The sequence below is a fragment of the Lactobacillus sp. UMNPBX4 genome, from assembly GCF_002554115.1.
GTDB lineage: Bacteria > Bacillota > Bacilli > Lactobacillales > Lactobacillaceae > Lactobacillus > Lactobacillus gallinarum.
In genome coordinates, this window is record NZ_PCZF01000011.1 from 18,070 (window position 1) to 44,288 (window position 26,219).

21 protein-coding genes are annotated in these 26,219 nt (G+C 36.5%); 19 read left to right on the top strand and 2 right to left on the bottom strand.

What is annotated here, in order from left to right:
- The first annotated feature begins 116 nt into the window (after positions 1-116).
- Together rny and CP355_RS03475 are read left to right on the top strand one after the other, a co-directional pair.
- Complete coding sequence (gene rny / locus CP355_RS03470; protein ID WP_025005500.1) at positions 117-1,748, top strand: ribonuclease Y; 1,632 nt, start codon at positions 117-119, stop codon at positions 1,746-1,748.
- A gap of 105 nt (positions 1,749-1,853) precedes the next feature.
- Positions 1,854-3,011, top strand: coding sequence for a glycosyltransferase family 4 protein (locus tag CP355_RS03475; protein WP_056945578.1), 1,158 nt, complete (start codon positions 1,854-1,856; stop codon positions 3,009-3,011).
- Positions 3,012-3,036: 25 nt separating this feature from the next.
- Here the strand turns inward: CP355_RS03475 and CP355_RS03480 are convergent, their stop codons facing one another.
- Entirely contained in the window at positions 3,037-3,699 is a 663-nt protein-coding gene (locus CP355_RS03480; protein WP_056945512.1) for a YigZ family protein, read from the bottom strand.
- Between the two features lie 44 nt (positions 3,700-3,743).
- Between CP355_RS03480 and CP355_RS03485 the strand changes: the two genes are divergently transcribed.
- From CP355_RS03485 to whiA, 16 genes are all read left to right on the top strand, one after another.
- Entirely contained in the window at positions 3,744-5,030 is a 1,287-nt protein-coding gene (locus tag CP355_RS03485; RefSeq protein WP_098043903.1) for a DEAD/DEAH box helicase, read from the top strand.
- The gene (locus tag CP355_RS03490) at positions 5,027-5,722 is read left to right on the top strand and encodes a ComF family protein (protein WP_025005161.1); all 696 of its coding nucleotides are present in this window, start codon (positions 5,027-5,029) and stop codon (positions 5,720-5,722) included. Before CP355_RS03485 ends, CP355_RS03490 begins: the two co-directional genes overlap by 4 nt.
- Positions 5,723-5,803: 81 nt before the next feature.
- On the top strand, positions 5,804-6,346 hold the full coding sequence (gene hpf, locus CP355_RS03495; RefSeq protein WP_098043904.1) for a ribosome hibernation-promoting factor, HPF/YfiA family: 543 nt from the start codon (positions 5,804-5,806) through the stop codon (positions 6,344-6,346).
- Positions 6,347-6,485: 139 nt separating this feature from the next.
- Positions 6,486-8,885, top strand: a complete 2,400-nt coding sequence (gene secA / locus CP355_RS03500) for a preprotein translocase subunit SecA (protein ID WP_087235407.1) — start codon at positions 6,486-6,488, stop codon at positions 8,883-8,885.
- A gap of 66 nt (positions 8,886-8,951) precedes the next feature.
- Positions 8,952-10,068, top strand: a protein-coding gene (gene prfB / locus CP355_RS03505) for a peptide chain release factor 2 (protein ID WP_164477382.1) whose coding sequence is annotated in 2 segments (ribosomal slippage) — positions 8,952-9,023 and positions 9,025-10,068 — 1,116 coding nt in all. Because the reading frame shifts where the segments join, the coding sequence is not laid out codon by codon here.
- A gap of 7 nt (positions 10,069-10,075) precedes the next feature.
- Positions 10,076-10,351 (top strand): hypothetical protein, encoded by a 276-nt coding sequence (locus tag CP355_RS03510; RefSeq protein WP_025005157.1) that lies wholly within the window; start codon positions 10,076-10,078, stop codon positions 10,349-10,351.
- Between the two features lie 17 nt (positions 10,352-10,368).
- Positions 10,369-11,340 carry an HPr(Ser) kinase/phosphatase gene (gene hprK / locus CP355_RS03515; protein WP_098043905.1) on the top strand — a complete coding sequence of 324 codons (972 nt, stop codon included), beginning with the start codon at positions 10,369-10,371 and terminating at the stop codon, positions 11,338-11,340.
- Positions 11,333-12,172, top strand: coding sequence for a prolipoprotein diacylglyceryl transferase (gene lgt, locus CP355_RS03520; protein ID WP_198995851.1), 840 nt, complete (start codon positions 11,333-11,335; stop codon positions 12,170-12,172). Before hprK ends, lgt begins: the two co-directional genes overlap by 8 nt.
- Positions 12,173-12,212: 40 nt before the next feature.
- Complete coding sequence (locus tag CP355_RS03525; protein WP_025005155.1) at positions 12,213-13,232, top strand: NAD(P)H-dependent glycerol-3-phosphate dehydrogenase; 1,020 nt, start codon at positions 12,213-12,215, stop codon at positions 13,230-13,232.
- Between the two features lie 236 nt (positions 13,233-13,468).
- On the top strand, positions 13,469-15,193 hold the full coding sequence (locus CP355_RS03530; protein WP_098036547.1) for a phospho-sugar mutase: 1,725 nt from the start codon (positions 13,469-13,471) through the stop codon (positions 15,191-15,193).
- A 105-nt stretch (positions 15,194-15,298) separates the two neighbouring features.
- Positions 15,299-17,347 carry an excinuclease ABC subunit UvrB gene (uvrB, locus tag CP355_RS03535; protein ID WP_056945509.1) on the top strand — a complete coding sequence of 683 codons (2,049 nt, stop codon included), beginning with the start codon at positions 15,299-15,301 and terminating at the stop codon, positions 17,345-17,347.
- Positions 17,337-20,183, top strand: coding sequence for an excinuclease ABC subunit UvrA (uvrA, locus tag CP355_RS03540; RefSeq protein WP_098036549.1), 2,847 nt, complete (start codon positions 17,337-17,339; stop codon positions 20,181-20,183). Before uvrB ends, uvrA begins: the two co-directional genes overlap by 11 nt.
- A gap of 57 nt (positions 20,184-20,240) precedes the next feature.
- A complete protein-coding gene (locus CP355_RS03545; RefSeq protein ID WP_098036550.1) occupies positions 20,241-20,783 on the top strand; it encodes an HdeD family acid-resistance protein in 543 nt (180 codons plus the stop codon).
- Positions 20,784-20,873: 90 nt separating this feature from the next.
- Positions 20,874-21,755 (top strand): RNase adapter RapZ, encoded by an 882-nt coding sequence (rapZ, locus tag CP355_RS03550; protein ID WP_098043906.1) that lies wholly within the window; start codon positions 20,874-20,876, stop codon positions 21,753-21,755.
- A gap of 10 nt (positions 21,756-21,765) precedes the next feature.
- Entirely contained in the window at positions 21,766-22,809 is a 1,044-nt protein-coding gene (gene yvcK / locus CP355_RS03555) for a gluconeogenesis factor YvcK family protein (RefSeq protein WP_025005151.1), read from the top strand.
- A complete protein-coding gene (whiA, locus tag CP355_RS03560) occupies positions 22,802-23,737 on the top strand; it encodes a DNA-binding protein WhiA (RefSeq protein ID WP_025005150.1) in 936 nt (311 codons plus the stop codon). The genes yvcK and whiA overlap by 8 nt, the downstream gene beginning before the upstream one ends.
- 48 nt (positions 23,738-23,785) lie before the next feature.
- On the opposite strand, the gene clpP is transcribed toward whiA, so the two are convergent.
- Positions 23,786-24,370, bottom strand: a complete 585-nt coding sequence (gene clpP / locus CP355_RS03565; RefSeq protein ID WP_005718663.1) for an ATP-dependent Clp endopeptidase proteolytic subunit ClpP — start codon at positions 24,368-24,370, stop codon at positions 23,786-23,788.
- 187 nt (positions 24,371-24,557) lie between these two features.
- On the opposite strand from clpP, the gene CP355_RS03570 reads away from it, so the two are divergent.
- The gene (locus tag CP355_RS03570; RefSeq protein ID WP_098043907.1) at positions 24,558-26,183 is read left to right on the top strand and encodes an SH3-like domain-containing protein; all 1,626 of its coding nucleotides are present in this window, start codon (positions 24,558-24,560) and stop codon (positions 26,181-26,183) included.
- Positions 26,184-26,219: the final 36 nt, after the last annotated feature.

Genomic DNA, 26,219 nt, shown 5'->3' on the forward strand with positions numbered 1-26,219 from the left:
AATGATTTTTACCTTGGAATTATGTTCCAAGGTTTTTTCTTGTGGATTGACATGGACCAACAGGTTCTTTATCATAAAAGTTGTGTGAATAATTCTAAAAAAAGGCGATAGTAATCATGAATACAATTATTATGATTCCCGTCGCAACTGCCATTGTTTCAATTTTGGTGGGTACAGTGATTGGCTATGCTATTCGTAAACATTCTTGGGAACAAAAAGCTCAGAATGCACAAAATGATGCTGATCATATTTTAGCCGATGCTCGAGCACAAGTAGCTGCGGTAGAAGCAGAGGTTAATGCACAAAAGCAAGCAGCAGAAGCTGTTAAGCAAAGTGCTGAAAATACTAAGAAAGAAAAAATTCTTGAAGCTCAAGAACAAATTCGTGATTATAAGCAAAAGACTGAAGACAAGTTAAATTTAAAAAAGGATGATTTAGCTCGTCAAGAAAATCGTTTAAAGCAACGTGAGGATACTTTAGATCACAAAAATTCTTTGTTAGATGAAAGAGAAGCTGGACTCACTCAAAAGGAAGATCAATTAAAGCAGCAAGATACTAGCTTAAAGGCAAAATTAACTGAAGCTGATGAATTAGTTGAAGCTAGACGGCAAAAGCTTTATGACGTAGCTAAGTTGGATAAAGAAGAAGCAAAAAAGATTGTGCTTAATAAATTATCTGATGAGCTTGTTAAAGAACGTGCCGAATTGATTAGAAATAGTAATGAAGAAGTTAAAGCGAAAGCTGATCATTATGCTAACCAAATTATAGTTGATGCAATTCAGAGTAGTGCAGCAGATACTGTAGCAGAAACCACCGTGTCTGTTGTTGATCTACCAAATGAAGAGATGAAGGGACGTATTATTGGACGTGAAGGTCGCAATATTCGTTCATTTGAAGCTTTAACTGGTATTGATTTAATTATTGATGATACACCAAAGGTTGTAACTTTGAGTGGCTTCGATCCAATTAGACGTGAAATTGCGAAGAGAGCAATGGAACGTTTGATTAAGGATGGGAGAATTCATCCAGCTAGAATTGAGGAAATGGTTGATAAAGCTCGTAAAGAAGTTAATGACGATATTTATGAAGCTGGTGAAAGTGCCTTAATGGAACTTGGAATTCACCGTATGAATCCAGAACTCGTTAAGACGCTTGGACGACTCAAGTATCGTACTTCATATGGGCAAAATGTCTTGTCACACTCAATTGAAGTTGGTAAATTAGCTGGTACTATGGCTGCCGAATTAGGTCTAGATGAAAAATTAGCAGTTCGCGCGGGATTATTACACGATATTGGTAAAGCCATCGATCATGATATTGAAGGTTCACACGTAGAAATTGGTGTAGAGTTGACCCGTAAATATCATGAATCCGATGTTGTAGTTAACGCGATTGCTGCACACCATGGTGATGTGCCTAAGTTATCGTTTATTGCTGAACTTGTAGTTGCAGCAGATACGATTTCTTCAGCTCGACCAGGTGCAAGAAGTGAGAGTCTAGAAAATTACATCAGGCGTTTGACCGAATTAGAAAAGATAGCTAAGAGCTATCAAGGTGTCAAGCAGGCTTATGCCATTCAAGCGGGACGTGAGGTTCGCGTGATGGTAGAACCTGATGAAATTTCAGATGATCGTACAGTTATTTTGGCACGGGATATTCGTAATCAGGTTGAAAAAGAACTTGATTATCCTGGTAATATTAAAATTACTGTTATCCGTGAAAAACGAGTTGTAGCGATCGCTAAATAAATTTAAAAAGGTTTGAAATTAAAAGTTTCAAACCTTTTTTGTTATTTGTGCAAAACCGACTCTACTTGTATAATTAGAACGAGTAAATAAGGAAAGTAGCCAAATATGTTTAAAATCATTGTTGAATTATTTTTATTGGTAATTATCTCGGCGGCTATTACGCCGTTTATTCGGCGTTTGGCTTTCGTATTGGGAGCTGTTGATAATCCTAATGCACGTAGGGTTAATAAGAAGCCAATGCCTACTATCGGGGGATTAGGAATTTTCGTTACTTTTAATATCGGTGCATTTGTACTGTTACGAGAGCAATTTCCTACCCATGAAATCTTTTCGATTTTATTAGCTTCAAGTGTAATTGTGTTGACGGGATTGATAGATGATATTCTTGAATTAAAGCCTAGACAAAAAATGTTCGGCATTTTTATTGCCTCATTGATCATTTATTTCTTGGCAGGTATTCGAATGAATGTCTTAAAAATTCCTTTTGTCACGCACGAAGTTAATATTGGTTGGTGGAGTTTTCCAATTACCATTTTTTGGATATTAGCTTTAACTAATGCAGTCAATTTGATTGATGGACTGGATGGGCTAGCAGATGGGGTATCAATGATTTCTCTAACGACCATGGGAATCGTAGGATATTTCTTTTTACACACGCATCAGCTATATGTGCCTATAGCTTGTTTTATGTTAGCCGCATGTTTATTAGGTTTTTTACCATATAATTTCCATCCAGCTAAGATCTTTTTAGGAGATACAGGTGCATTATATATTGGATTTATGATTGCGGTTCTTTCACTGAAAGGTTTAAAGAATGTAACTTTTATTTCTTTATTAGTACCGATCATAATTTTAGGTGTGCCAATCACCGATACGGTCTATGCCATGATTCGGAGAAAATTAAATAAAAAACCTATCTCAGAGGCGGATAAACACCACTTGCACCACCAATTGATGAGAATGGGATTAACTCATAGACAAACGGTTTTAACGATCTATGCATTGTCTTTGGTCTTTTCTTTCATCTCATTATTATTCTTGCTTTCTCCGGCTTGGGGAACATGGTTATTAATTCTGGGATTGTTGGTTGCACTTGAATATTTTGTGGAATCAATCGGCTTGTTGGGTGAAAAGTATCATCCATTAATGCATGTTATCCAGAAAATCATTAATCAAAAAAGCAAAACTGATCCTACAGTTGAAGTTTGGCATTTGGGCGACGAGAAGCCTGACCAATTAAAAAATAAAAAGAATACAAAATAAAGAGTTTGGTTATTAGCCAAACTCTTTATTGTTCATGATAATTATTTTGTTCAACTGGAAGTTCGTTGTAGCGTTTTTCACCATTAGTGAAACTGATTTGACCAGCCAAAAGGTTGGTCAAATCTTTTTTTGTTTGTTCTTGATCATCTATATCTAAAAAAATATGAATTTTGATATCTACACCGTATTCAGTATCAGCTATGAAGACTTTATTCGTCTTAAGGTAATGATCAACTTCATCAAACCGATTATAAGGCACGCTGAAAATAAGTTCTTGTTGCAGGACACGTTTAACCACGCCGATTTTTTCTACAGCGTTGGTTACGCTATTGGAATAAGCCCGAATTAAGCCACCTGCACCGAGCTTAATGCCACCGAAATATCTGGTTACAACGACAGTGATATTTTTTAAGTTCATTAATTGCAGCGCTTTTAATTCGGGGATGCCAGCTGTGCCTGAAGGTTCACCGTTATCACTTGCTTTTACTTGATCATCATTTAAACCGATAGTATAGGCAAATGTGTTGTGGGTAGCGTCACGATATTTCTTTGAAATTTCCTGGATGAATTCATTTGCTTCATCTGTAGTAGTGGTTCGTGCCATGTTAGCAATAAATTTACTCTTTTTGATTACTAGTTCAGCAGCGCCATTTTCTTTAATAGTTAAAAAATTTTCTTCTTTTGACAAAAAAATCGCCTCTTTTTGCGTAATAGATAATAGAGGTGAAAAATATGGAAGATTTAACTCTATTATCGGGTCGTCAATGGATTGTTAATCAAAAGGATTCTAGCACACTTGAAGATTGTAGCAAAGTTCCGGTAATTGAAAATGGGTTGTGCAACCGATGTGGCAGTAAAGTCGAATGTAAATTACCAAGTGGCAAATTATACTGCCGTGCTTGTATTGGTTTAGGAAGAGCAAATGAGGGAGATGTTTTGGTTCACTGTCAAAATGCGAGCCAATTTTCAAAGTTACCGAATGGTGGAATGACTTGGAATGGGCAGCTGACTACGTTGCAACAAAAAATTTCAGATAATTTAGTTTTAAATTTTAAACAAAAGAAAAGCAGCTTAGTTCATGCGGTAACTGGTGCAGGAAAGACCGAGATGCTGTTTCAGCTAATTGCGGAGTGCATGAAGAATGGAAAACGTGCATGTATTGCCACACCCAGAATCGACGTGGTTAATGAACTATTTCCACGATTTGAAGCAGCTTTTGCGGAAATTGAGATTGGCAAATATCACGGGCGAGAATACCAAGAACCAAATTTGGATCAATTGACAATTTGTACTACGCATCAGTTACTGAAATTTTATGAAGCTTTTGATTTGTTAGTGATTGATGAAGTAGACTCGTTTCCTTATGTGGGAAATGATCAATTGCATTTTGCAGCTAAAAATGCCGTAAAAAAAGATGGAGTGCGCGTGTATTTAACAGCCACGCCGACAGAAGACTTATTAGAAGAGGTTAAGCAGGGAAAAATTGAAATCTTAAAGCTCAATCGGAGATTTCATGGTGGACTTTTACCGGTACCAAGGGAGAAATTATTTATTAAGCCGTTTTTAAATAAAAAAGGACAAATTCACGCTAATTTGCTTGCCGAAGTAAAAAAGGTAGTAAAAAGCGAGCATCCCTTGTTAATTTTTGTACCTCGAATTGAACAAATTCCGATCTATTTGGCAGCTTTAAAAAAGAAGTTGAAAGATAATAACGTGAAAATCGTTGGAGTGCATGCACAAGATTCTCAAAGAATAGAAAAAGTTGCGGCTTTTAGAGAGCGAAAGTATGACATTCTTTTGACTACTACGATTTTGGAACGTGGAGTAACTTTTAAAAATGTTTGGGTAATTATTGTTGCAGCCGATGATCCTATTTATACTGCCGCAAGTTTAGTGCAAATTGCGGGACGAGTGGGTAGAGCGAAAGAAGACAAAACAGGTTTAGTGCTATATTGCTATCATCGTTACACTAAAAATATTCGCAGCAGTATCAAGCAAATTAAGGGGATGAATAAATGAGACAATGTCTATTATGTGAGCAAGAATTTATTCCTCCAATTAAATTTGCCCAAATTTTCTCATTAAAAAATTTTAGGCAGCCTAAGATTTGCTTTCATTGTTTGAATCAATTTGAAAAATTGACGGGAAATCGTTGCTCAGTATGTTCGAAAATGATGGAGCAAGGGATTATTTGTAGTGATTGTAAAAAGTGGCAAAAGATATATCAAGGCGAAGTTTTGCATAATTCTGCATTATATCGGTATAATTCTGCTTTTCATGATTTGATGGTGGCGTATAAGCGAAGAGGAGATTATGTTTTACGGGAAGTATTGCAAGAATTAAGCTGGGACTATTTATCTAAAACGGAGTTTGATTATTATATTCCTGTGCCTACCTCACCTGGGCACCAGGTTAAGAGACAGTTCGATACAATTTCGGCTGTTTATGGAGATATTGTGTCCCTTACGCCGCTTTTAGCTAAAAAAGAAGGTAGTCATGCTCAAGGTGAGAAAAACAAAGAGGAGCGGCTAAAAACGCCCCAAAGCTTTTTTATTGATAAAACTATAAAAATAAAAGAAAATATACAGACAGGGAAAGTGTTGCTATTAGATGATATTTATACTACTGGACGGACGCTTTATCATGCACGAGATTGCTTAAAATCAAGGTTTCCAGGGATGCATATTGAAAGCTTTTCAATTTGTCGTTAGATTTGTTATGAAACGCTTTCATTTTTTGGTATAATGTATTTGTAAAGAAAAAACCGCTTTGCGGTGAAAGGAGAATCTTATATGTTAAAGTACAATGTTCGTGGAGAAAATATCGAAGTAACTGATGCTTTAAGAAGCTATGTTGAAAAACGTTTAAACAAGTTGGAAAAATACTTTGAATTGAATCAAGATGTGATCGCACACGTAAACTTAAGAGTTTACCGTGACCGCTCTGCTAAGGTCGAAGTTACTATTCCTTTACCATACTTAGTTTTGAGAGCAGAAGAAACCACGGACGATATGTATCGTAGCATTGACTTCGTTTCAGAGAAACTTGAACGTCAAATTAGAAAGTACAAGACTCGTGTAAACAGAAAGAGTCGTGAAAAAGGTTTACAAGATTTCTTTGTGGAACAACCTCAAGAAGAAAAGAAGCCTAGCGAATTTGATATCGTTCGTAACAAGCGTGTAAGCTTAAAGCCAATGGATCCAGAAGAAGCAATTTTACAAATGGACATGTTGGAACATGATTTCTTTGTATTTGAAGATGCTGAAACCAATGGTACTAGTGTTGTTTACCGCAGAAACGATGGTCGTTATGGTTTAATTGAAACTAACGAATAATTAAGGTAAAATAATTACTAGTGTCAAACCTCGCGTGAGATAAACGCGAGGTTTTTATTTGGAATATTTTAAATTTGTAAATAATCATGTTAAAATTAATCTGTATTTTTAGACTTTACGATATATAAGGACCGATTTAATGGTAAATATTTTAAAGAAATTATATAACGACGATAAAAGAGAACTTAAGAAATTCGAAAAATATGCCAACAAGGTAGAAGGCTATGCCGATGAAATGAGCAAGCTTACTGATGAGCAATTACAAGCTAAAACTCCTGAGTTCCGTGAACGACTCAAGAAGGGTGAAAGCTTAGATGATCTTTTGCCAGAAGCATTTGCTGTTGCTCGTGAAGGTGCCAAGCGTGTGCTTGGTCTTTATCCTTTCCACGTTCAGATTTTAGGTGGTATTGCACTTCACTATGGTAACATTGCCGAAATGATGACTGGTGAAGGTAAGACTTTGACAGCAACCATGCCTGTATACTTAAATGCGCTTGAAGGCAAGGGTGTACACGTTGTTACTGTTAACGAATACCTTTCAAGTCGTGACGAAGAGGAAATGGGTCAACTTTATAAGTGGCTTGGTTTAACTGTGGGCTTGAACTTAAATTCAATGTCTCCAGATGAAAAGCGTGAAGCTTATAATTGTGATGTTACTTATTCAACTAATTCAGAATTAGGCTTTGACTATTTGCGTGACAACATGGTTGTTTATAAAGAGCAAATGGTACAACGTCCACTTAATTACGCCATCATCGACGAAGTTGACTCAATTTTGATTGATGAAGCTAGAACACCTTTGATTATTTCTGGTGAAGCTGAACAAGCAAATAGTGACTATATTCGTGCAGATCGCTTTGTTAAGACTTTATCTGAAGATAAGAGCGATGACGATGCAGATGATGACGAAGATCATGGCGATTATAAGATCGATTGGCCAACCAAGACCATTTCTCTTACTAGAACTGGGATTGAAAAGGCATGTAAGCACTTTGGTTTAAGAAACTTATATGATGTTGAAAACCAAAAGTTGGTTCACCACATCGATCAAGCTCTTCGTGCTAACTACATCATGCTTAAGGATATCGATTACGTTGTTCAAGACGGCGAAGTTTTAATCGTTGACTCATTCACTGGTCGTGTAATGGAAGGACGTCGTTACTCAGACGGTTTACACCAAGCAATTGAAGCTAAGGAAGGCGTTAAGATTCAAGAAGAATCAAAGACGCAAGCTACAATTACTTACCAGAATTTCTTCAGAATGTACAAGAAGTTATCTGGTATGACTGGTACTGCTAAGACTGAAGAAGAAGAATTTCGTGAAATCTACAATATGCAGGTAATCACAATTCCAACTAACCGTCCAATTGCTAGAAAAGATATGCCTGATATTTTGTATCCAACTTTGGATTCAAAATTCCATGCTGTAGTTGAAGAAATTAAGAAGCGCCATGCTAAAGGTCAACCTGTGCTAGTTGGTACTGTAGCCATCGAGAGTTCAGAAAGATTGAGTAATTTGCTTGATGAAGCAGGTATTCCACATGCTGTTTTAAACGCTAAGAATCACGCAAAAGAAGCTCAAATTATTATGAATGCCGGTCAACGTGGAGCTGTTACTATCGCTACTAACATGGCTGGTCGTGGTACTGATATTAAGCTTGGGCCTGGTGTTAAGGAACTTGGCGGTTTAGCCGTAATTGGTACTGAACGTCACGAATCACGTCGTATTGATAACCAGCTTCGTGGTCGTTCTGGTCGTCAGGGTGACCCAGGTTACACTCGTTTCTACTTATCACTTGAAGATGACTTGATGAAGCGTTTCGGTGGAGACCGTGTTAAAGACTTCTTGGATCGTTTATCAGACAATGATGATGATAAGGTAATTGAAAGTCGTTTAATCACTCGCCAAGTTGAATCAGCTCAAAAGCGTGTTGAAGGTAACAACTACGATACTCGTAAGCAAACTTTGCAATACGATGATGTTATGCGTATTCAGCGTGAAATTATTTACGGTGAAAGAATGCAAGTAATTAATGCTGATAAATCATTAAAGAATGTTTTAGTTCCGATGATTCACCGTACAATTGATAGTCAAGTTGATATGTTTACTCAAGGCGATAGAAGCGAATGGCGTCTTGATTCATTGCGCGACTTTATTTCTTCAAGTTTAACTTCTGAACAAGTTACAGATTCAATTGACTTTAAGACTATTAGTGTCGAGGACTTAAAGAAGAAGTTATACGACATTGTGGAAAAGAACTTTGAAGATAAGGAAAAGGCATTAGGCGATCCTAGTCAAATGCTTGAATTCGAAAAAGTTGTTATCTTACGTGTTGTTGATGATCGCTGGACTGATCACATTGATGCAATGGATCAATTGCGTCAATCAATTGGACTTCGTGGTTATGGACAACTTAATCCACTTGTTGAATATCAAGATTCTGGTTACAGAATGTTTGAAGAAATGATTTCAAATATTGAATTTGATGTAACTCGTTTGTTCATGAAGGCTGAAATTAGACAAAATCTTAGTCGTTAATAAAGAAAGAGGGGAGTTAACAGCTTCCCTTTTTTTGCAATTATTAGTAAAGGGAATTGAGTTTAAATGGAAATTAGTGAAATTCAAAGTGTGCTAGACGAATTAAAGAAACGCCTAGATCACTTTAGGGGGTCTCTTTGACTTAGATGCAATTGATGAAAGCATCGAAATAAATGAAGCAAAGATGGCTGAACCGGATTTTTGGAATGATCAAGAGAAAGCGCAAAAATTAATTAGTGACAATAATCTGTTAAAAGAAAAACGTGATTCGTTTTTGAAATTGCAACAGGGCTATGAAGATGAAACCACTGCGCTTGAACTTTTACGTGAAGAACCAGATCCAGATTTGCATCAAGAAGTAGAAACTGATTTAAAAAATCTGCAAGAAGCGTTTCATAATTATGAATTAGACTTATTGTTATCAGGTAAATACGATAGTCATAATGCACTCCTTGAAATCCACCCAGGTGCCGGTGGTACTGAAGCGATGGATTGGGGTCAAATGCTTTTCCGGATGTATCAAAGATATTGTGATGCAGCAGGTTTTAAGTTTGAGATTAATGATTATGAACCTGGTGAAGAAGCTGGACTTAAGAGCGTAAGCGTTAGAATAAGCGGCAAAAATGCTTATGGGATGCTCAAATCAGAAAATGGAGTTCACCGATTGGTTAGAATATCACCTTTTGATGCGGCCAAAAGACGGCACACTTCTTTTGCTTCAGTAGAAGTGATTCCTGAAATAGATGACAGTATTCAAATTGATATTGATCCTAAAGATTTACGAGTTGATGTTTATCGTTCTAGTGGTGCTGGTGGACAGCACATTAACAAAACTTCTAGTGCGGTAAGAATTACTCACTTGCCTACAGGCATTGTGACTACTTCTCAGGCTCAGCGTTCGCAGCTTCAAAACCGTGAAACTGCAATGAATGAATTGAGAGCAAAGCTTTTTCACTTAGAAGAGGAGAAGAAGCGGAAGCAAAAGCAGGCTTTAAAAGGTGATCAAAAAGAAATCGGTTGGGGATCTCAAATTAGATCTTACGTTTTCCATCCATATAACTTGGTTAAAGATTTACGCACAGGATATGAAACTGCAGATGTTAATGGCGTAATGGATGGAAAACTGCAGCCATTTATTTATTCATATTTGCAATGGCTTCTTAGTCAAGAAAATCCGGAGTAAATGAAAGATGAGTTTTTTAGGCATTGTAACGTTAGTTTTAATAGCGTTAATCATATTAAGTTTATTATTTGTCTTTTTTAAAGCATTTATTCTATTGTTGCCAGTCGCTTTAATTGCAATCGCAATTATTTGGTTGATTGGGTTTACGGGAAGAAAAAATAAGAATAATATGCCAAGTAGTGGTAATTACTATGATTGGTTTAAAAATGTTAATTCCACTCAGTCACAATCCCGTCCCCGCAAACAAGCTAAAAATGTGACTACAAAAGATATCGATAAATAGTTGGGAGGTAAAAAACTATGGCCGATGCAGTAAAATTAAGCAAATTAATTGAAGACAATAAAAGTATTCTTGAGGTGTATCAAGGACATGAATATATTAAAGATGATGAAATATATGTTTCTGATATTTATCGTCCAGGATTGGAGTTAACGGGATACTTTGATTTTTATCCTGCACAACGTATTCAATTATTGGGTCGTACTGAAATCTCATATGCTGCTAGATTAGACCACGATATTAGAATGCATGTATTTAATAAAATGGCTACTAAGGCTACACCATGCTTTTTGATATCACGTTCTTTACCTGTGCCTAAAGAATTAGCGGAAGCCGCAGAAGAAGCTCAGATTCCAATTTTGCGGACTGGAGAATCAACCACCTATATTTCAAGTATTTTGACTGAATATTTACGTGCGCGTTTAGCTAAAAGAACTAGTATTCACGGAGTTTTGGTTGAAATTAAAGGTATGGGTGTCCTGCTAACCGGCGCTTCTGGTGTTGGTAAATCTGAAACGGCTTTAGGTTTGGTTCAAAGAGGCCACCGTTTGATTGCGGATGACCGAGTAGATGCCTTCCAAAAAGATCACAACACTGTTGTAGGTGAAGCTCCGAAGATTTTGCGTCATTTGATGGAAATCAGAGGTATCGGGATCATTGATGTAATGAACTTATTTGGTGCCGGTGCTGTTAAGAGCAGAACTGAGATTCAATTGGTAATTAACTTGGTTAACTGGGATCCTAAGGCTAACTATGATCGTTTAGGCTTTGAAGAAAATGCACGTACGCTTTGCAACGTCCCTATTCCACAGGTTAATATTCCAGTTAAGGTCGGACGTAACATTGAAAGTATTATTGAAGTAGCTGCGATGAACTTTAGAGCTAAGCAAATGGGTTACGATGCTGCACAAACTTTTGATAATAATTTGACCAGTTTAATTTCAGAACATTCAAAAGAGGATACGAACAAGGAGCCACATCATAATGATTAATATGGTAATTAATCCAGTTGCATTTCAATTAGGAAATTTAAGCGTAAAATGGTACGGTATTATTATGGCCGTAGCAATCGTACTTGCTGCGTGGATGTCCATTGAGGAAGGAAAGAAGAGACAAATAATCAGTGATGATTTTATTGATTTACTCTTATGGGCCGTGCCATTAGGCTATGTAGGTGCTAGAATATATTACGTAATTTTTGAATGGGGTTATTATTCTCAACATCCAGATCAAATTATTGCTATTTGGCATGGTGGAATTGCCATCTATGGCGGATTAATTGCAGGATTAATAGTACTCTTGATTTTTTGTTACAAAAGAATGTTGCCACCTTTTTTGATGCTAGATATTATTACACCTGGTGTAATGGCCGCTCAAATTTTAGGTCGGTGGGGTAATTTTGTAAATCAAGAGGCTCATGGTGGTCCAACTACCCTTCATTTTTTACAAAGTCTTCATTTGCCTGAGTTTATTATTCAGCAGATGAAAATAGGTGGGACATATTATCAACCTACTTTTCTTTATGAGTCTTTTTTTAACTTGATAGGATTAATTTTAATTCTGGCTCTGCGTCATCGAAAACATGTCTTTAAACAAGGAGAAGTTTTCATGACTTATCTTCTTTGGTATAGTGTAGTAAGATTCTTTGTCGAGGGTCTGAGAACGGATAGTTTGTATGCTTTTGGAATGATTCGTGTATCGCAGGCACTGAGCTTGGTTTTATTTATTGCAACAATTATTTTATGGATTTATCGTCGTAAAGTAGTTAAACCAAAGTGGTATTTGCAAGGCAGTGGGTTAAAATATCCATATACAAGAGATTAGTTTAGATAAAAATTTCAATATAGAAAGTTTGAGAGAAAAAATGACAAAGATTTCAGTTTTAGGTAATGGTTCATGGGGTTCAGTTTTAGGTTCAATGTTAGCCGATAACGGAAACGATGTGACTCTTTACGGTAACATTGATAGTGTTAACGAAGAAATTAATAAAACTCATACCAATAGTCACTACATGAAAGATTGGAAATTAAATGAAACTACTAAGGCTACTGGAGACCTTGAAGAAGCACTTGATGGTGCAGAATTAGTTTTATTTGTTTTACCAACTAAGGCAGTAAGAATTGTTGCTAAGAATGTACGTAAGGTATTGGACAAGACAGGTGCTAAGCCACTTTTAGTTACTGCAACTAAAGGTATTGAACCAGGTACTAAGAAGCTTATTTCAGAAATCTTGACTGAAGAAGTTTATCCAAATGATGAAGATAAGATCGTAGCTATTTCAGGTCCAAGTCATGCTGAAAATGTAGCTCAAAAAGATTTAACTGCTATTGCATGTGCTTCAACTGATGAAGAAAATGCTAAGAAAGTTCAAAAGATTTTCTCAAATGATTATGTTCGTTTCTACACAAATGATGATTTAGTTGGTGTAGAAGTTGGTGGTGCCGTTAAGAACGTTATCGCCATTGCAGCTGGTATTTTAGTAGGACAAGGCTACGGCGATGATGCTAAGGCAGCACTTATGACTAGAGGTTTAGCTGAAATTACTCGTTTAGGTGTTAACTACTTTGGTGCTAAGCCAATGACTTTTAGTGGTTTATCAGGTATTGGTGACTTGATCGTAACTTGTACTTCAGTTAACTCACGTAACTGGCGTGCCGGTAAACAAATCGGTGAAGGCAAGAGCTTAGATTACGTTCTTGAAAACATGGGTCAAGTTGTAGAAGGTGCAACTACTGTTAAAGCCGTTCATGAACTTAGCGAAGAAAAGAACATCGATATGCCAATTTGTGAAGCTATTTACCGTGTTCTTTACGAAAACACTGATGTAGCTGAAGAAATTAAGCAAATGATGGGCAGAGATCCTAAGCCAGAAATTCGCCTTTAATTTTTAATAAAATAAGGATGAAAAGACATGTTCAGATGAGCATGTCTTTTATTGTTAATAATATAGATCAGAAAAGACAGAGTCATTCCAGCTAAAAATGAAATAAAAAAATGACTTTTTAGTAGTTAAAGCGTTAAATTAATAAAGCAGAAGTTTTATAATTGTTACTAGATAATAAAAAGTTAAAGACAGCTTTAAAATCCGATACGTATTTATTTTGATGAATAGAGGAAAATATGAACGCAAAAGAAGTTTTTGAAGAATGGCAAAATGCTAATAATTTACCTGATTATTTAAAGGATCAATTAGATACTTTAGGTAAAGATGAAAAATGGATTGAAGATGCCTTTGGTCAAGATATCAATTTTGGAACTGCCGGAATGAGAGGTCGTCTTGAACCCGGAACTAATAGAATCAATCTTTTTACAGTTGGCAGAGTTACTGAAGGCTTAGCAAGATTGATTGATGAAAATGGTGAAGAAGCTAAAAAGCGCGGTGTAGCTATCTCATTTGATTCAAGATATCACTCAAGAGAATTTGCGGAACATGCAGCACGTATTTTAGGTGCACACGGGATTCACGTATATTTGTTTGATGATTTAAGACCAACACCTGAACTTTCATATGCTGTTCGTCATTTGCATACTTTTGCAGGTATTAATATCACTGCTTCTCACAATGCTAAGCAATATAATGGTTACAAGGTTTATGGTGAAGATGGTGCACAAATGGCACCAGAAAACGCAGATCGTTTATTTGCATATGCTCAAAAAGTAACTGACATTTTTAGTGTAAAGGCAGCACCTGTCCAAGAATTACGGGCAAATGGTACTTTGCAATTAATCGGTGAAGATGTTGATGAAGACTATTTGAATGAATTAAAGCAAGTAACGGTTGATCCTGAAATGGTTAAAGCAAATGCTGATAAGTTAAAGATTATTTACACACCACTTCATGGTACAGGTAAGATGCTTTATGATCGTGCCTTTAGACAAGGTGGCTTTGACAATGTAATTCCAGTTCCTAGTCAATCAATCATTGACCCAGAATTTCCAACTACAATTAAGCCTAACCCGGAATATCGTGATGTCTTCAAGCCTGGATTTAAATTAGCTGATGAAGTTAATGCTAACGTAATCATTGCTACTGATCCAGATGCTGATAGAATGGGTGCAGCTGTTAGAAAATCTGATGGCGACTTCCAAGTTTTGACTGGTAACCAAATTGCTACTTTGATGGCTTACTACTTGCTTGTTCATATGAAAGAAAGTGGCAAGTTGACTAGCGATTATGAAATCGTTACTTCAGTTGTTTCAAGTGCTTTACCATTTAAGATTGCAGAAGATTTTGGCATTAAGACTAAACACGTTTTGACTGGCTTCAAGTATATCGGTGAAGAAGTTGACCGCATGAAGAAGGCTGGCGATGTTAAGTTCCTCATGGGCTTTGAAGAAAGTTATGGTTACTTATTCAAACCATTTGCTAGAGACAAGGATGCTATGCAAGGTGCATTGATGTTTGCCGAAGTTGCTAGTTACTATGCTTCTAAGGACATGACTGTTTTTGATGGCTTGCAAGAAATCTGGAAGAAGTACGGTGTAGCTTATGAAATTACCAAGGCTATCGAAATGCCAGGTATCGGCGGTCAAAAGAAGATGGCAGCCCTCATGAGCAAGTTGCGTGATGAACATTTAAGCGAAATCAATGGTGTCAAAGTTAACAAGATTCAAGACTTCTTGAAGAAAGAAACTATTGAAAATGGTAATGTTACACCACTTGAAGAATTCCCAGAATCAAACGTATTGAAGTACTTCTTAGATGATGAAACTTGGGTTGCTCTTCGTCCATCAGGTACTGAACCAGTTATCAAGGCTTATGTTGGTGTAAATAAGAAGGATATCGCAACTGCAGAGAAGGCTGCACAAGACTACCAAGCAGCTTTAGCTGAACTTCTTAAATAAAATGGGCATATTTCGTGCGAAAACACGTTCGTGGTAGTAAAATATAAATACTAATTAGAAAGTTGGACAATTTGGTCCAACTTTTTTCATGAGGAGTTTTTGACCATGATTAAACGACAAAAAGATCGCAAATTTGAATTAGTATCTAAATTTAAACCTGCTGGAGACCAGGAGCAGGCTATTGATAAATTAACTGCTGGCTTTAAAAAAGGCTATAAAGAACAAATTTTGGAGGGTGCAACTGGTACTGGTAAGACTTTTACTATGGCCAATATTATTGCTAACTTGAATAAGCCCACTTTGGTAATTACGCATAATAAAACTTTAGTAGGTCAACTTTATGGCGAGTTTAAAAGTTTCTTTCCTCATAATGCAGTTGAGTATTTTGTTTCTTACTACGATTATTATCAGCCAGAAGCTTATGTTCCTCAATCCGATACTTATATCGAAAAGGATTCGGCTATCAATGATGAAATCGATCAGTTGCGACACGCCACTACTTCAGCTTTAATGGAGCGTAACGATGTTATTGTCGTAGCTTCTGTATCGTCAATTTATGGTTTAGGTGATCCTAAAGAATATGCCCGTAGCGTTTTGATGATTCATGAAGGTCAAGAATATGATCGTAATGTATTATTGCGTGATTTGGTAAACTTGCAATATGACCGCAACGATATCGATTTTCAACGGGGACGTTTCCGTGTTCGCGGCGATGTGGTAGAGATTTTCCCAGCTGGTAACTCGAATCATGCTTATCGTATCGAATTTTTCGGGGATGAAATAGATCGCATTGTTGAAATTGACTCTTTGACTGGAGAAGTAATTGGTGAAAGAGAAAGTATCTCTTTATTCCCAGCTACGCACTTTATGACTAATGATGAACAATTGCGGCGCGCGCTTAAAGAGATTTCTAAAGAAATGAAAATTCAGGTAAAGAAGTTTGAAGGCGAAGGCAAGCTACTTGAAGCCGAGAGAATTAAGCAACGTACTACATATGATATGGAAATGATGAGTGAAGTTGGCTATACTAACGGAATTGAAAATTATTCTCGTCACATGGAAGGTAGAAAAGCTGGAGAACCGCCTTATACTTTGCTAGATTTCTTCCCTGATGATTTCTTGATTTTAATTGATGAATCGCATGCGACTATGCCCGAAATTCGTGCGATGTATAATGGTGACCGCAATCGTAAGCAGACGTTGATTGATTATGGTTTCCGTTTACCATCAGCGCTTGATAACCGTCCACTTAAGTTATCTGAATTTGAAAAGCATGTTCATCAAATACTGTATGTTTCTGCTACGCCAGGTGATTATGAATTAGAGCGAACTGATCATAAGGTTGAACAAATTATTCGACCAACAGGCTTACTAGACCCGAAGATTGAAGTAAGGCCGATTGAAGGGCAGATCGATGATCTAGTTGGCGAAATTAATAAACGGATTGATCGCAATGAACGAGTCTTTGTTACTACTTTGACCAAAAAGATGGCAGAGGATCTGACAGATTACTTAAAGGATCTGGGAATCAAAGTGCAATATTTGCACTCTGACATTAAGACACTTGAGCGAATGAAAATCTTGCGTGATTTACGTTTAGGTAAATTTGATGTGTTAATCGGAATTAACTTGTTACGTGAAGGTATTGATGTGCCAGAAGTTTCACTGGTAGCTATCTTGGATGCAGATAAAGAAGGCTTTTTGCGTGCATATCGTCCGCTAGTTCAAACAATGGGTCGTGCGGCTCGTAATGCAAATGGTGAAGTAATTATGTATGCCGATACGATTACTGATTCTATGAGAGCCGCAATCAATGCCACTAAGAGACGGCGTAAGATTCAAGAAGAGTTTAATAAAGAACATGGAATTACACCTAAGACAATTATCAAGCCTGTTCAAGATGTAATTTCTATTACGAAGCCATCAAGTGATGATAAAGATAAAAAGTCTGATAGTTTTGCTGATTTGAACTTCGATGAATTGACTGCTAGTCAAAAGAAGACGATGATTAAGAATTTGCAAGAGCAGATGAAGGAAGCCGCTAAAAAGTTGGACTTTGAAGAGGCAGCAAACTTACGGGATGCTATTATCGATTTACAAAAGTCATCTAGAAAACCAAAGACAAAAAAGGGGAAAGCTTTTAATGGTAAATGATAAGATCGTTATTCGTGGTGCACGAGAACATAATTTAAAGGATATTGATATAACTATTCCTAAAAACCAATTAGTAGTAGTTACTGGTCTATCAGGTTCTGGAAAGAGTTCTTTAGCTTTTGATACCTTGTATGCAGAGGGTAGAAGACGCTATGTACAATCACTTTCTAGTTACGCTAGACAATTCTTGGGCCAGATGGATAAACCAGATGTTGATTCAATCGATGGGTTGAATCCCGCTATTTCAATTGATCAAAAAACCACATCACATAATCCACGTTCAACTGTCGGAACAGTAACCGAAATCAATGATTATTTACGTCTTTTATGGGCTCGTGTAGGTCATCCAATTTGTCCGAATGATGGAACTTTGATTGAACGACAATCGGTTGATCAAATGGTAGACCGAATCATGTCTTTACCCGAAAGAACTAAAATCCAATTGTTAGCTCCCGTTGTTCGTGCTAAACGCGGTGAACACAAGGAAGTTTTTAAACGAGTACAACGTGCTGGATATGTTCGTGTTATTGTTGATGGTGAGATGCACGAAATTGGAGAAGAGTTTAATTTAGCTAAAAATAAGCGACATAATATTGATATTGTTGTGGATCGTTTAATCGTGAAAGATAGTATTAAATCTCGTTTGTTTGACTCAATTGAATCAGCTCTTCGTTTATCTGATGGCTACATGAATGTTGATGTTATTGGCGGGGAGATGCTTAACTTCTCTGAATATTATGCTTGCCCTAAGTGTGGTTTTACAGTAGGCGAAATGGAGCCAAGACTATTTTCATTTAATGCGCCATTTGGTGCTTGTCCTGATTGTGATGGATTAGGGATGAATTTAGCCGTTGATGAAGATTTGGTTGTACCTGATAAGACCAAAACTTTGGCAGAAGGTGCGTTAGCTCCATGGAAGACGTCTAATTATTACACTGAAATGTTAGAACAAGCTTGTGCAGCACTTGATATTCCAATGGACAAGCCTTTTAATAAATTAACTAAAAAGCAAAGAGAAACGATTCTTCACGGTTCAACTAAGCCAGTGAAATTTCATGTTACAGGGGATTTTGGCGTTAATGACACAACCCAGCCTTTTGAAGGGGTAATGGATAATGTTGAAAGACGCTATAAACATCCAATGTCCAAATTTATGCGCGATGTGATGGGCAAGTATATGACAGAGCTGACTTGTTCAACTTGTCACGGTAAGCGATTAAATGGAAAAGCTTTGGCTGTAAAGGTAATGGACAAGGATATCGCTGAAGCTTCTGAACTTTCAATCAATAAATCCTTAGATTTCTTTAAGAGCGTCAAATTAAGTGAACAAGAAACTGTAATTGCTAAACCAATTTTGAAAGAAGTGTGTGATCGTCTTTCATTCTTAGACAGCGTTGGATTAGATTATTTGACCCTTTCTCGTTCTGCCAATACTTTATCTGGTGGAGAAGCTCAACGTATTCGTTTGGCTACTCAGATTGGTTCTAACTTATCAGGAGTTATGTATGTTTTAGATGAACCTTCAATTGGACTTCATCAACGTGATAATGATCGTTTGATTGCTTCACTTAAGAGAATGCGTGATTTAGGCAATTCTTTGATTGTGGTTGAACACGATGATGAGACTATGCGCCAAGCCGATTATCTGATTGATATGGGACCAGGCGCCGGCGTTTACGGCGGTAAGGTAATGTCTCAAGGTACACCAGAAGAAGTGGAGAAAAATCCTAAGTCTTTGACTGGTCAATATTTGTCGGGAAAAAAGTTTGTTCCTGTGCCATTAAAACGCCGCAAGGGTAATGGTAAGAAGATCACTATTACCGGTGCACAAGAAAACAATTTAAAGAATATTAACGTTGATTTTCCTTTAGGAAAATTTGTCGTAGTGAGTGGTGTTTCTGGTTCAGGTAAGTCAACTTTAGTTAATATGATTTTAAAGCGAGCATTAGCGCAAAAGTTAAACCATAATTCAACTAAGCCAGGTAAATATAAGTCAATTCGTGGCTATAAAAATATTGAAAAAATTATCGATATTGATCAAAGTCCTATTGGACGTACCCCACGTAGTAATCCGGCTACTTATACTAGCGTTTTCGATGATATTCGTACGCTTTTTGCTCAAACAAATGAAGCTAAAATGAGAGGTTATACTAAGGCTCGTTTTTCATTTAATGTTAAAGGCGGCCGCTGTGAAGCATGTCATGGTGACGGAATTATTAAGATCGAAATGAATTTCTTGCCAGATGTGTATGTCCCATGTGAAGTTTGTCATGGCAGTCGTTATAATTCAGAAACCTTGGAAGTAACTTATCGTGAAAAGAATATTGCTCAAGTGCTTGATATGACAATTAATGAAGCATGCAAGTTCTTTGAAAATATTCCTAAAATTGCACGTAAATTGCAGACTATTGTTGATGTAGGTTTAGGCTATGTTAAATTAGGTCAATCTGCTACAACTTTATCAGGTGGGGAAGCCCAAAGAATGAAGTTGGCTGCAGAATTGCAGAAATTATCAACTGGTAAGAATTTCTATATTTTGGATGAGCCAACGACAGGTCTGCATACCGATGATATTAAACGTTTGCTTGAAGTTTTGCAGCGCTTAGTTGATGAAGGAAACACTGTTCTAGTAATTGAACATAATTTAGATGTGATTAAAAACGCTGACTGGATTATTGATTTAGGACCTGAAGGAGGTGAAGGTGGCGGTAACGTTGTTGCTACAGGAACGCCTGAAGAAATAGCGGAGGTGAAAGAAAGCTATACTGGTCAATATTTAAAGCCAGTTTTAAAGCGTGATACTAAGTTAACTAGGGATGCGGAAAATAAAAAGTAATGCGTAAGTGTTTTTATCCTCGAATAAGTGTAAAATAGGCACCAAGGAGGACGAATAATGGACATTTTTTCAAGTTCTAGAGATAATCATGGCTTCGATTGGGGCGCCTTTATCGCTGGTGTATTAATGGTTGTTGTTGCTTTTTTGCTTCTTAGACATCCAGCCAAGGGATTGCATGCATTTGTATTAATCTTTGGTATTTTGTCAATTTTGCAAGGTTTAGTATGGCTTGCTGGTTATTCACGTTTTCGTGCTTTCTTTGCACGTAGTTGGGTAGCACTTATTTCAGGTATTTTAGATATCATTGTGGGTATTTTGTTCTTATGCTCATATGATATTGGTGGATTGACCATTGCATATTTATTTGCAATTTGGTTCTTTGTCGACTCAGCTGTCGGAATTGTCTTTTCATGGCACTTGCGTGACTTTTCAACAGGATACTTTATCTTTAACTTAGTTTTGAACATTCTAAGTTTAGTTATTGCTATTTTCTTGATCTTTAACCCACTTTTTGCAGCTTTGAGTTTAGTATGGTTAGTTGCATTTTGGTTGTTAGTATTTGGTATCAATGAAATAGTCGTTGCATTTATGCACCGTTAATAATTATGAAAAAGAGGCTGCGATGGTCTCTTTTTTTTGCACTATAATGGAACACCCGGTATGATATAATTTACAGAAGGAGGGCTAACAATGGCTGATGATAAGAAACAATTATTAATTGTTACAGGAATGAGTGGGGCAGGCAAAACTGTTGTGGCTCATGATTTAGAAGATATGGGTTACTTCGTAGTTGATAACTTGCCACCAACATTATTGGGAAGCTTTTGGGATTTAATTAATAATTCAAATGATTTCCATAAGGTAGCAGTAGTAATTGATTTACGTGTTAAAACTTTTTATACAGATTTATTAGATGAGGTAAATTCACTCGAAGATAATAGCAACGTTCAAGCTACTATTCTCTTTTTAGATGCTTCAGATGATGTGTTAGTAGCACGTTACAAGGAAACTAGACGGCTTCCACCACTAGCTAATAATGGTAAGGGACGTTTGTTAGATGGCATTCAAGAAGAACGTCGTATTTTGATGCCAATCAAAAATCGTTCAAATTACATCATTAATACGTCTAATTTATCTACTAAAGATTTAAAACAGAAGTTAATTAATACTTTCAGTGACCGTAAGCGTCAGCCATTTTCAATTGAAGTAATGTCATTCGGTTTTAAGTATGGCATGCCAATTGATGCGGATATTGTAATGGATGTGCGTTTTTTGCCTAATCCATTCTATATTCCGGAGTTGCGTCCATTCACAGGATTAGATAAGCGTGTCTTTGATTATGTAATGAATAAAGAAGAGACACTGGTTTTCTATCAAAAATTATTGGATTTATTAGAAACCGCTATTCCTGGTTATATTAAAGAAGGAAAAGAAAAATTGACAATTGCAATTGGTTGTACTGGTGGTCAACATCGTAGTGTATCAATTGCACAACAACTTGCTCGTGACTTATCCAAAAAATATCCAGTTGATATAACTCACCGTGAGGTAAGTCGCTACATTAGAAAGTAGGTATATCGCGATGTCATATGGAGAAACGCGAATTGTGCGCGTAATTAAAGGCAGACGTCCGCGGGTAGTAGTTATCGGTGGTGGTACTGGGTTACCAGTTATTCTAAATGCATTGAAAGATCAAAATGCGGAAATTACTGCCATTGTTACGGTATCCGATGATGGTGGCTCATCTGGTTCTATCAGAAATTTTATTAACGTTGTTCCACCGGGTGATATTAGAAATGTGTTAGTTTCTTTAAGTGATTTGCCACAAGAAGAAAAAGACATTTTTCAATATCGGTTTGATTCATCTGATGCATTCTTCTCAGGCCACGCTATTGGTAACTTGATCATTGCAGCTTTGAATGAAATGCATGGGAATATTTTTGATGCTGTTCAATCTTTATCTAAAATGATGAAGGTCGACGGCCACGTCTTTCCAGCATCTAACGAACCTTTAACGTTAAACGCCGAGTTTATTGATGGTACCACGGAAGCCGGGGAAACGGAGATTACCTCAAAAGATAAAAGAATCAAACGTGTTTGGGTAACAGATACTAATTCGAATGCCACACCTAAAGCAGTTTTACCTGTTTTAGCTTCGATAATGCAGGCAGATGCAGTTGTCTTAGGTCCAGGTAGTTTATTTACTTCTATTTTGCCTAATTTGATGATTTCTAATTTAGGTGAAGCGGTTCGAGAAACCCCGGCTGAAGTAGTTTATATTTGTAATATCATGACTCAACGTGGAGAAACTGATCACTTTAGCGATGCAGAGCACGTGGAGGTAATCAATCGTCACTTAGGTGGAAACTATATCAATACAGCTTTAGTTAACGGAGCTAAAATTGATATGAGTAAATTCCACCCAGAGGATTATGATGCATATCTTGAACCTGTTAAGAATGACTTTAATGGTTTGAGAGCGCAAAATTGTCGTGTTATTACCGATGATTTTATTGATCAACGACACGGGTTGGTCTTTCATGATGGAGAAAAAGTAGCAAAGGAAATAATGAATTTGGCATTTGAAGCAATGTCACGTAAAAGAATGAAGGAAAATAATGGCTAGTTATGCTAGTGAAGTCAAAAAGGAGCTAACTTCGCTTGAGGTGCATCCAGAGCATGCTAAAGCAGAGTTAGCTGCTTTTTTGCGAATGAATGGGGTTTTAAATCTTCATGATCATCAATTTAGTCTAGATATCACTACAGAAAATCCCGCTATTGCACGAAGAATTTTTAAACTGATTAAAGTTGCATATGGAATTGAACCATTATTGATTGTTTCTCGTAAGATGAAATTAAAAAAGAATAATCAGTATCTAGTTCGACTTAATCGTGACGTGCAAGAAATATTGGAAAACTTAAATATTTGGGATCCTGCTCGAGGATTAGTTACCAGAATTCCACAGAGAATTATGAAGTCACGGGAAGGTGCAATGTCTTATCTTAGAGGTGCTTTTTTAGCTGGCGGTAGCGTTAATAATCCTGAGACTAGTAGATATCATTTAGAAATTTATTCAACTTATGAAGATCATAATGAAGATTTAGCTAAGTTGATGAATGAGTATTTTTATTTGAATGCTAAGATGACGAAACGTCGTCGAGGTTACATTGTCTACCTTAAGGAAGCAGCTAAAATCGGAGATTTTTTGCATGTAGTTGGAGCATTAAATGCTATGCTAAATTTTGAAGATTTACGAATCATGCGAGACATGCGTAATTCGGTTAATCGCTTGGTTAATTGTGATACAGCTAATATGAAAAAGACGGCTTCCGCTTCTGCAAAACAGGTAGAAGATATTCAGTTGATTCAAAAAGAAAAAGGAATCGACAGCTTACCAGAAAAGTTACAGATTTTAGCACGTTTTAGATTAGCTCATCCAGAATTAACTTTAAAAGAAGTAGCGGATCAAATTCCGGATGGACCTATTTCAAAATCTGGTGTTAATCATCGATTCAAAAAGTTACATGAATTGGCTGAAAATTTGAGAGATTAAAAAAAGAGGATTCGCACACGCAAATCCTCTTTTGATTATAATTTATGATTACTTCTTCTTATTAACCATAATTTCATCGATTAAACCGTATTCCTTAGCTTCTTCAGCAGTTAAGTAATTATCACGTTCGGTATCCTTTTGAATCTTTTCCAAAGGTTGACCAGTAGTTTCGTGTAAGATTTCGTTAATCTTCTTGCGACTCTTTAAAATTTCGTTAGCTGCAATTTGAATATCAGTTTGTTGACCTTGTGCTCCACCTAAAGGTTGGTGAATAAGTACAGTAGAGTTAGGTAATGCGAAACGCTTACCCTTAGTACCACTAGTCAAAAGAATAGAAGCCATTGAAGCAGCCATACCAATTGCAATAGTTGATACATCTGATTTAATGAAATTCATAGTATCCATAATTGCAAGACCAGAAGTAATTACACCACCTGGTGAATTAATGTAAAGTGAAATATCCTTAGTGTTATCTTGTGCATCAAGGAAAAGCAATTGAGCAATAATTGAGTTAGCCATTTGGTCGTTAATTTCGCCACTCAACATAATAATTCTATCTTTTAATAAGCGTGAGTAAATGTCATAAGCACGTTCACCACGAGCAGTTTGTTCAATAACTGTAGGTACTAGCATATATTTGCCTCCTAAATTTATTTCGTATTAATTAGCACTCTTTTAAGTACTGTGCTAATTAAATCACTTCGTAATAAAAGTGTCAAATAAAGAGATTTACTTGTATTCAAATTGTATTTTTGAGAATATTGTTTATATATTATAATAACTATGTAAAATACTGTTGTAATATTGTAGGAGGACAAGCTTGAAATATACAAATAAGATTTTAACTGCCACATCAGCTGTTGCACTTAGTGTTGGTTTATTAATGGGTTATTCAAATCCTGTTTTTGCCGCTAATTCTAAGTCAACTACTAAAACAGACAAAGCTAAAGATAGTTCAACTGCTAAAAAGGAGCCAGTTCAAACCAGTACTTCTTACGATTTGATGGTTAAAGTAGGTAGTAATAAGCATTACAATGTTTATAAGAGCATTAAGAATGGTAAGCCTGTTAAGAAGTTAGCAGATGCCAGTGACTATCAATATGCTCATATTCAATCTGATCAACGAATTAAAACTCAAAACGGTACCTACTGGCGCATTTATGTTAATGGCCGTAAAGTAGGATATGTTAACCAAAACTGGTTTACTAGAAACACTATTGCTGTTCCTAAGACTGTAAGTTTAGTAAGAAATAGTCATTCTGATTTTGCTCCAGAAGATGCAGTTAGTTATGTAACTAACTATATGGGAACCGTTATTCCTACCCAAGATATTACAATTTCTGAAGATGCAATTGATTGTTCTGAACCAGGTACTTACAAGGTTAAGTATAGTTATGGTAGTGCTAAAGCTACTGTAAAAGTTACTGTAAGAAAGAGTACTAAAGAAGGCGTTGCTGATGCAGATAGTGTTTCAGCACAACCATTTAGTGGTGACCTAAAATCTTGGAAGACTTACTATGGTAGTTCATCTAACTACGTAACTAAGACTGACTTTGCTCCGGATAAAGCAAAGCACAGTTACACTACTGATAATGGTAATATGACCTTTAAGACTCGTTTCTTCCAACCAGTTTTACTTAGTGTTGCTAGAGACATTAAAGACGACGATTACATTAACCGTGTAGGTCATATTCCAGAAGGTATTGCTATGTCAGACGGCTGGCTTTACACTAGTTTACTCAGCAGTACTAAAATTTCTAATGGTCACATCATTGCTTATAATTTAAACCATTTGACTAATGCTTTTAATGGTCAATACTTGCTTGATATGTCTCAAAAGAAGTTCAATTCTTACGTTAAAAATATTAAGGTAAGTCCATATATCCCAATTGGTCACGGTCAAGCTATGGGCGCAACTGATAAGTATATTTATGTAGTTAACTATGATAATAAGACATCATATAAGAGCAATAGATCAGAAGAATTGCTTCAAATCCGTAAGAGCGATATGAGCATTAATAAGATTTGGACATTCAAATGCTGGAATGGTAGCGACTCAGAAGGCCGTTACTTCCATGATGGTGTTATTGTAAGTGATCACAAGATGTATACAACTCTTTACAACAAGCAAAAGAACCAAACTGAATACTGGGAATTCAACCGTAAAGGTGATAACTGGTATCCAACTATGGTAGGTGCAACTAAGACTGGTATTGTTTCAAATACTTATACTCAAGGTTTCACATACGATGCTAAGAATGACAACTTCTATCTTGCATTTAACGATGTAATTGCTAAAATTGCTCGTAATGGTGAAGTCAAGGATACTTATCAATTCCACACTGGTCGTGAAATTGAAGGTATCGCTGTTTCAAACAACAGACTTTACATGAATTTAGCTCAACGTGCTGAATTACTTGAAAGTACAGAAAAGTTGACCAAATAATTTATTTCATTAAAAAAGGCAGTGAACGTTTAGGTT

Coding starts and splice junctions, on each gene's coding strand:
- rny (WP_025005500.1), top strand. CDS start 117: ATGAATACAATTATTATGATTCCCGTCGCAACTGCCATTGTTTCAATT.
- CP355_RS03475 (WP_056945578.1), top strand. CDS start 1,854: ATGTTTAAAATCATTGTTGAATTATTTTTATTGGTAATTATCTCGGCG.
- CP355_RS03485 (WP_098043903.1), top strand. CDS start 3,744: ATGGAAGATTTAACTCTATTATCGGGTCGTCAATGGATTGTTAATCAA.
- CP355_RS03490 (WP_025005161.1), top strand. CDS start 5,027: ATGAGACAATGTCTATTATGTGAGCAAGAATTTATTCCTCCAATTAAA.
- hpf (WP_098043904.1), top strand. CDS start 5,804: ATGTTAAAGTACAATGTTCGTGGAGAAAATATCGAAGTAACTGATGCT.
- secA (WP_087235407.1), top strand. CDS start 6,486: ATGGTAAATATTTTAAAGAAATTATATAACGACGATAAAAGAGAACTT.
- CP355_RS03510 (WP_025005157.1), top strand. CDS start 10,076: ATGAGTTTTTTAGGCATTGTAACGTTAGTTTTAATAGCGTTAATCATA.
- hprK (WP_098043905.1), top strand. CDS start 10,369: ATGGCCGATGCAGTAAAATTAAGCAAATTAATTGAAGACAATAAAAGT.
- lgt (WP_198995851.1), top strand. CDS start 11,333: ATGATTAATATGGTAATTAATCCAGTTGCATTTCAATTAGGAAATTTA.
- CP355_RS03525 (WP_025005155.1), top strand. CDS start 12,213: ATGACAAAGATTTCAGTTTTAGGTAATGGTTCATGGGGTTCAGTTTTA.
- CP355_RS03530 (WP_098036547.1), top strand. CDS start 13,469: ATGAACGCAAAAGAAGTTTTTGAAGAATGGCAAAATGCTAATAATTTA.
- uvrB (WP_056945509.1), top strand. CDS start 15,299: ATGATTAAACGACAAAAAGATCGCAAATTTGAATTAGTATCTAAATTT.
- uvrA (WP_098036549.1), top strand. CDS start 17,337: ATGGTAAATGATAAGATCGTTATTCGTGGTGCACGAGAACATAATTTA.
- CP355_RS03545 (WP_098036550.1), top strand. CDS start 20,241: ATGGACATTTTTTCAAGTTCTAGAGATAATCATGGCTTCGATTGGGGC.
- rapZ (WP_098043906.1), top strand. CDS start 20,874: ATGGCTGATGATAAGAAACAATTATTAATTGTTACAGGAATGAGTGGG.
- yvcK (WP_025005151.1), top strand. CDS start 21,766: ATGTCATATGGAGAAACGCGAATTGTGCGCGTAATTAAAGGCAGACGT.
- whiA (WP_025005150.1), top strand. CDS start 22,802: ATGGCTAGTTATGCTAGTGAAGTCAAAAAGGAGCTAACTTCGCTTGAG.
- clpP (WP_005718663.1), bottom strand. CDS start 24,370: ATGCTAGTACCTACAGTTATTGAACAAACTGCTCGTGGTGAACGTGCT.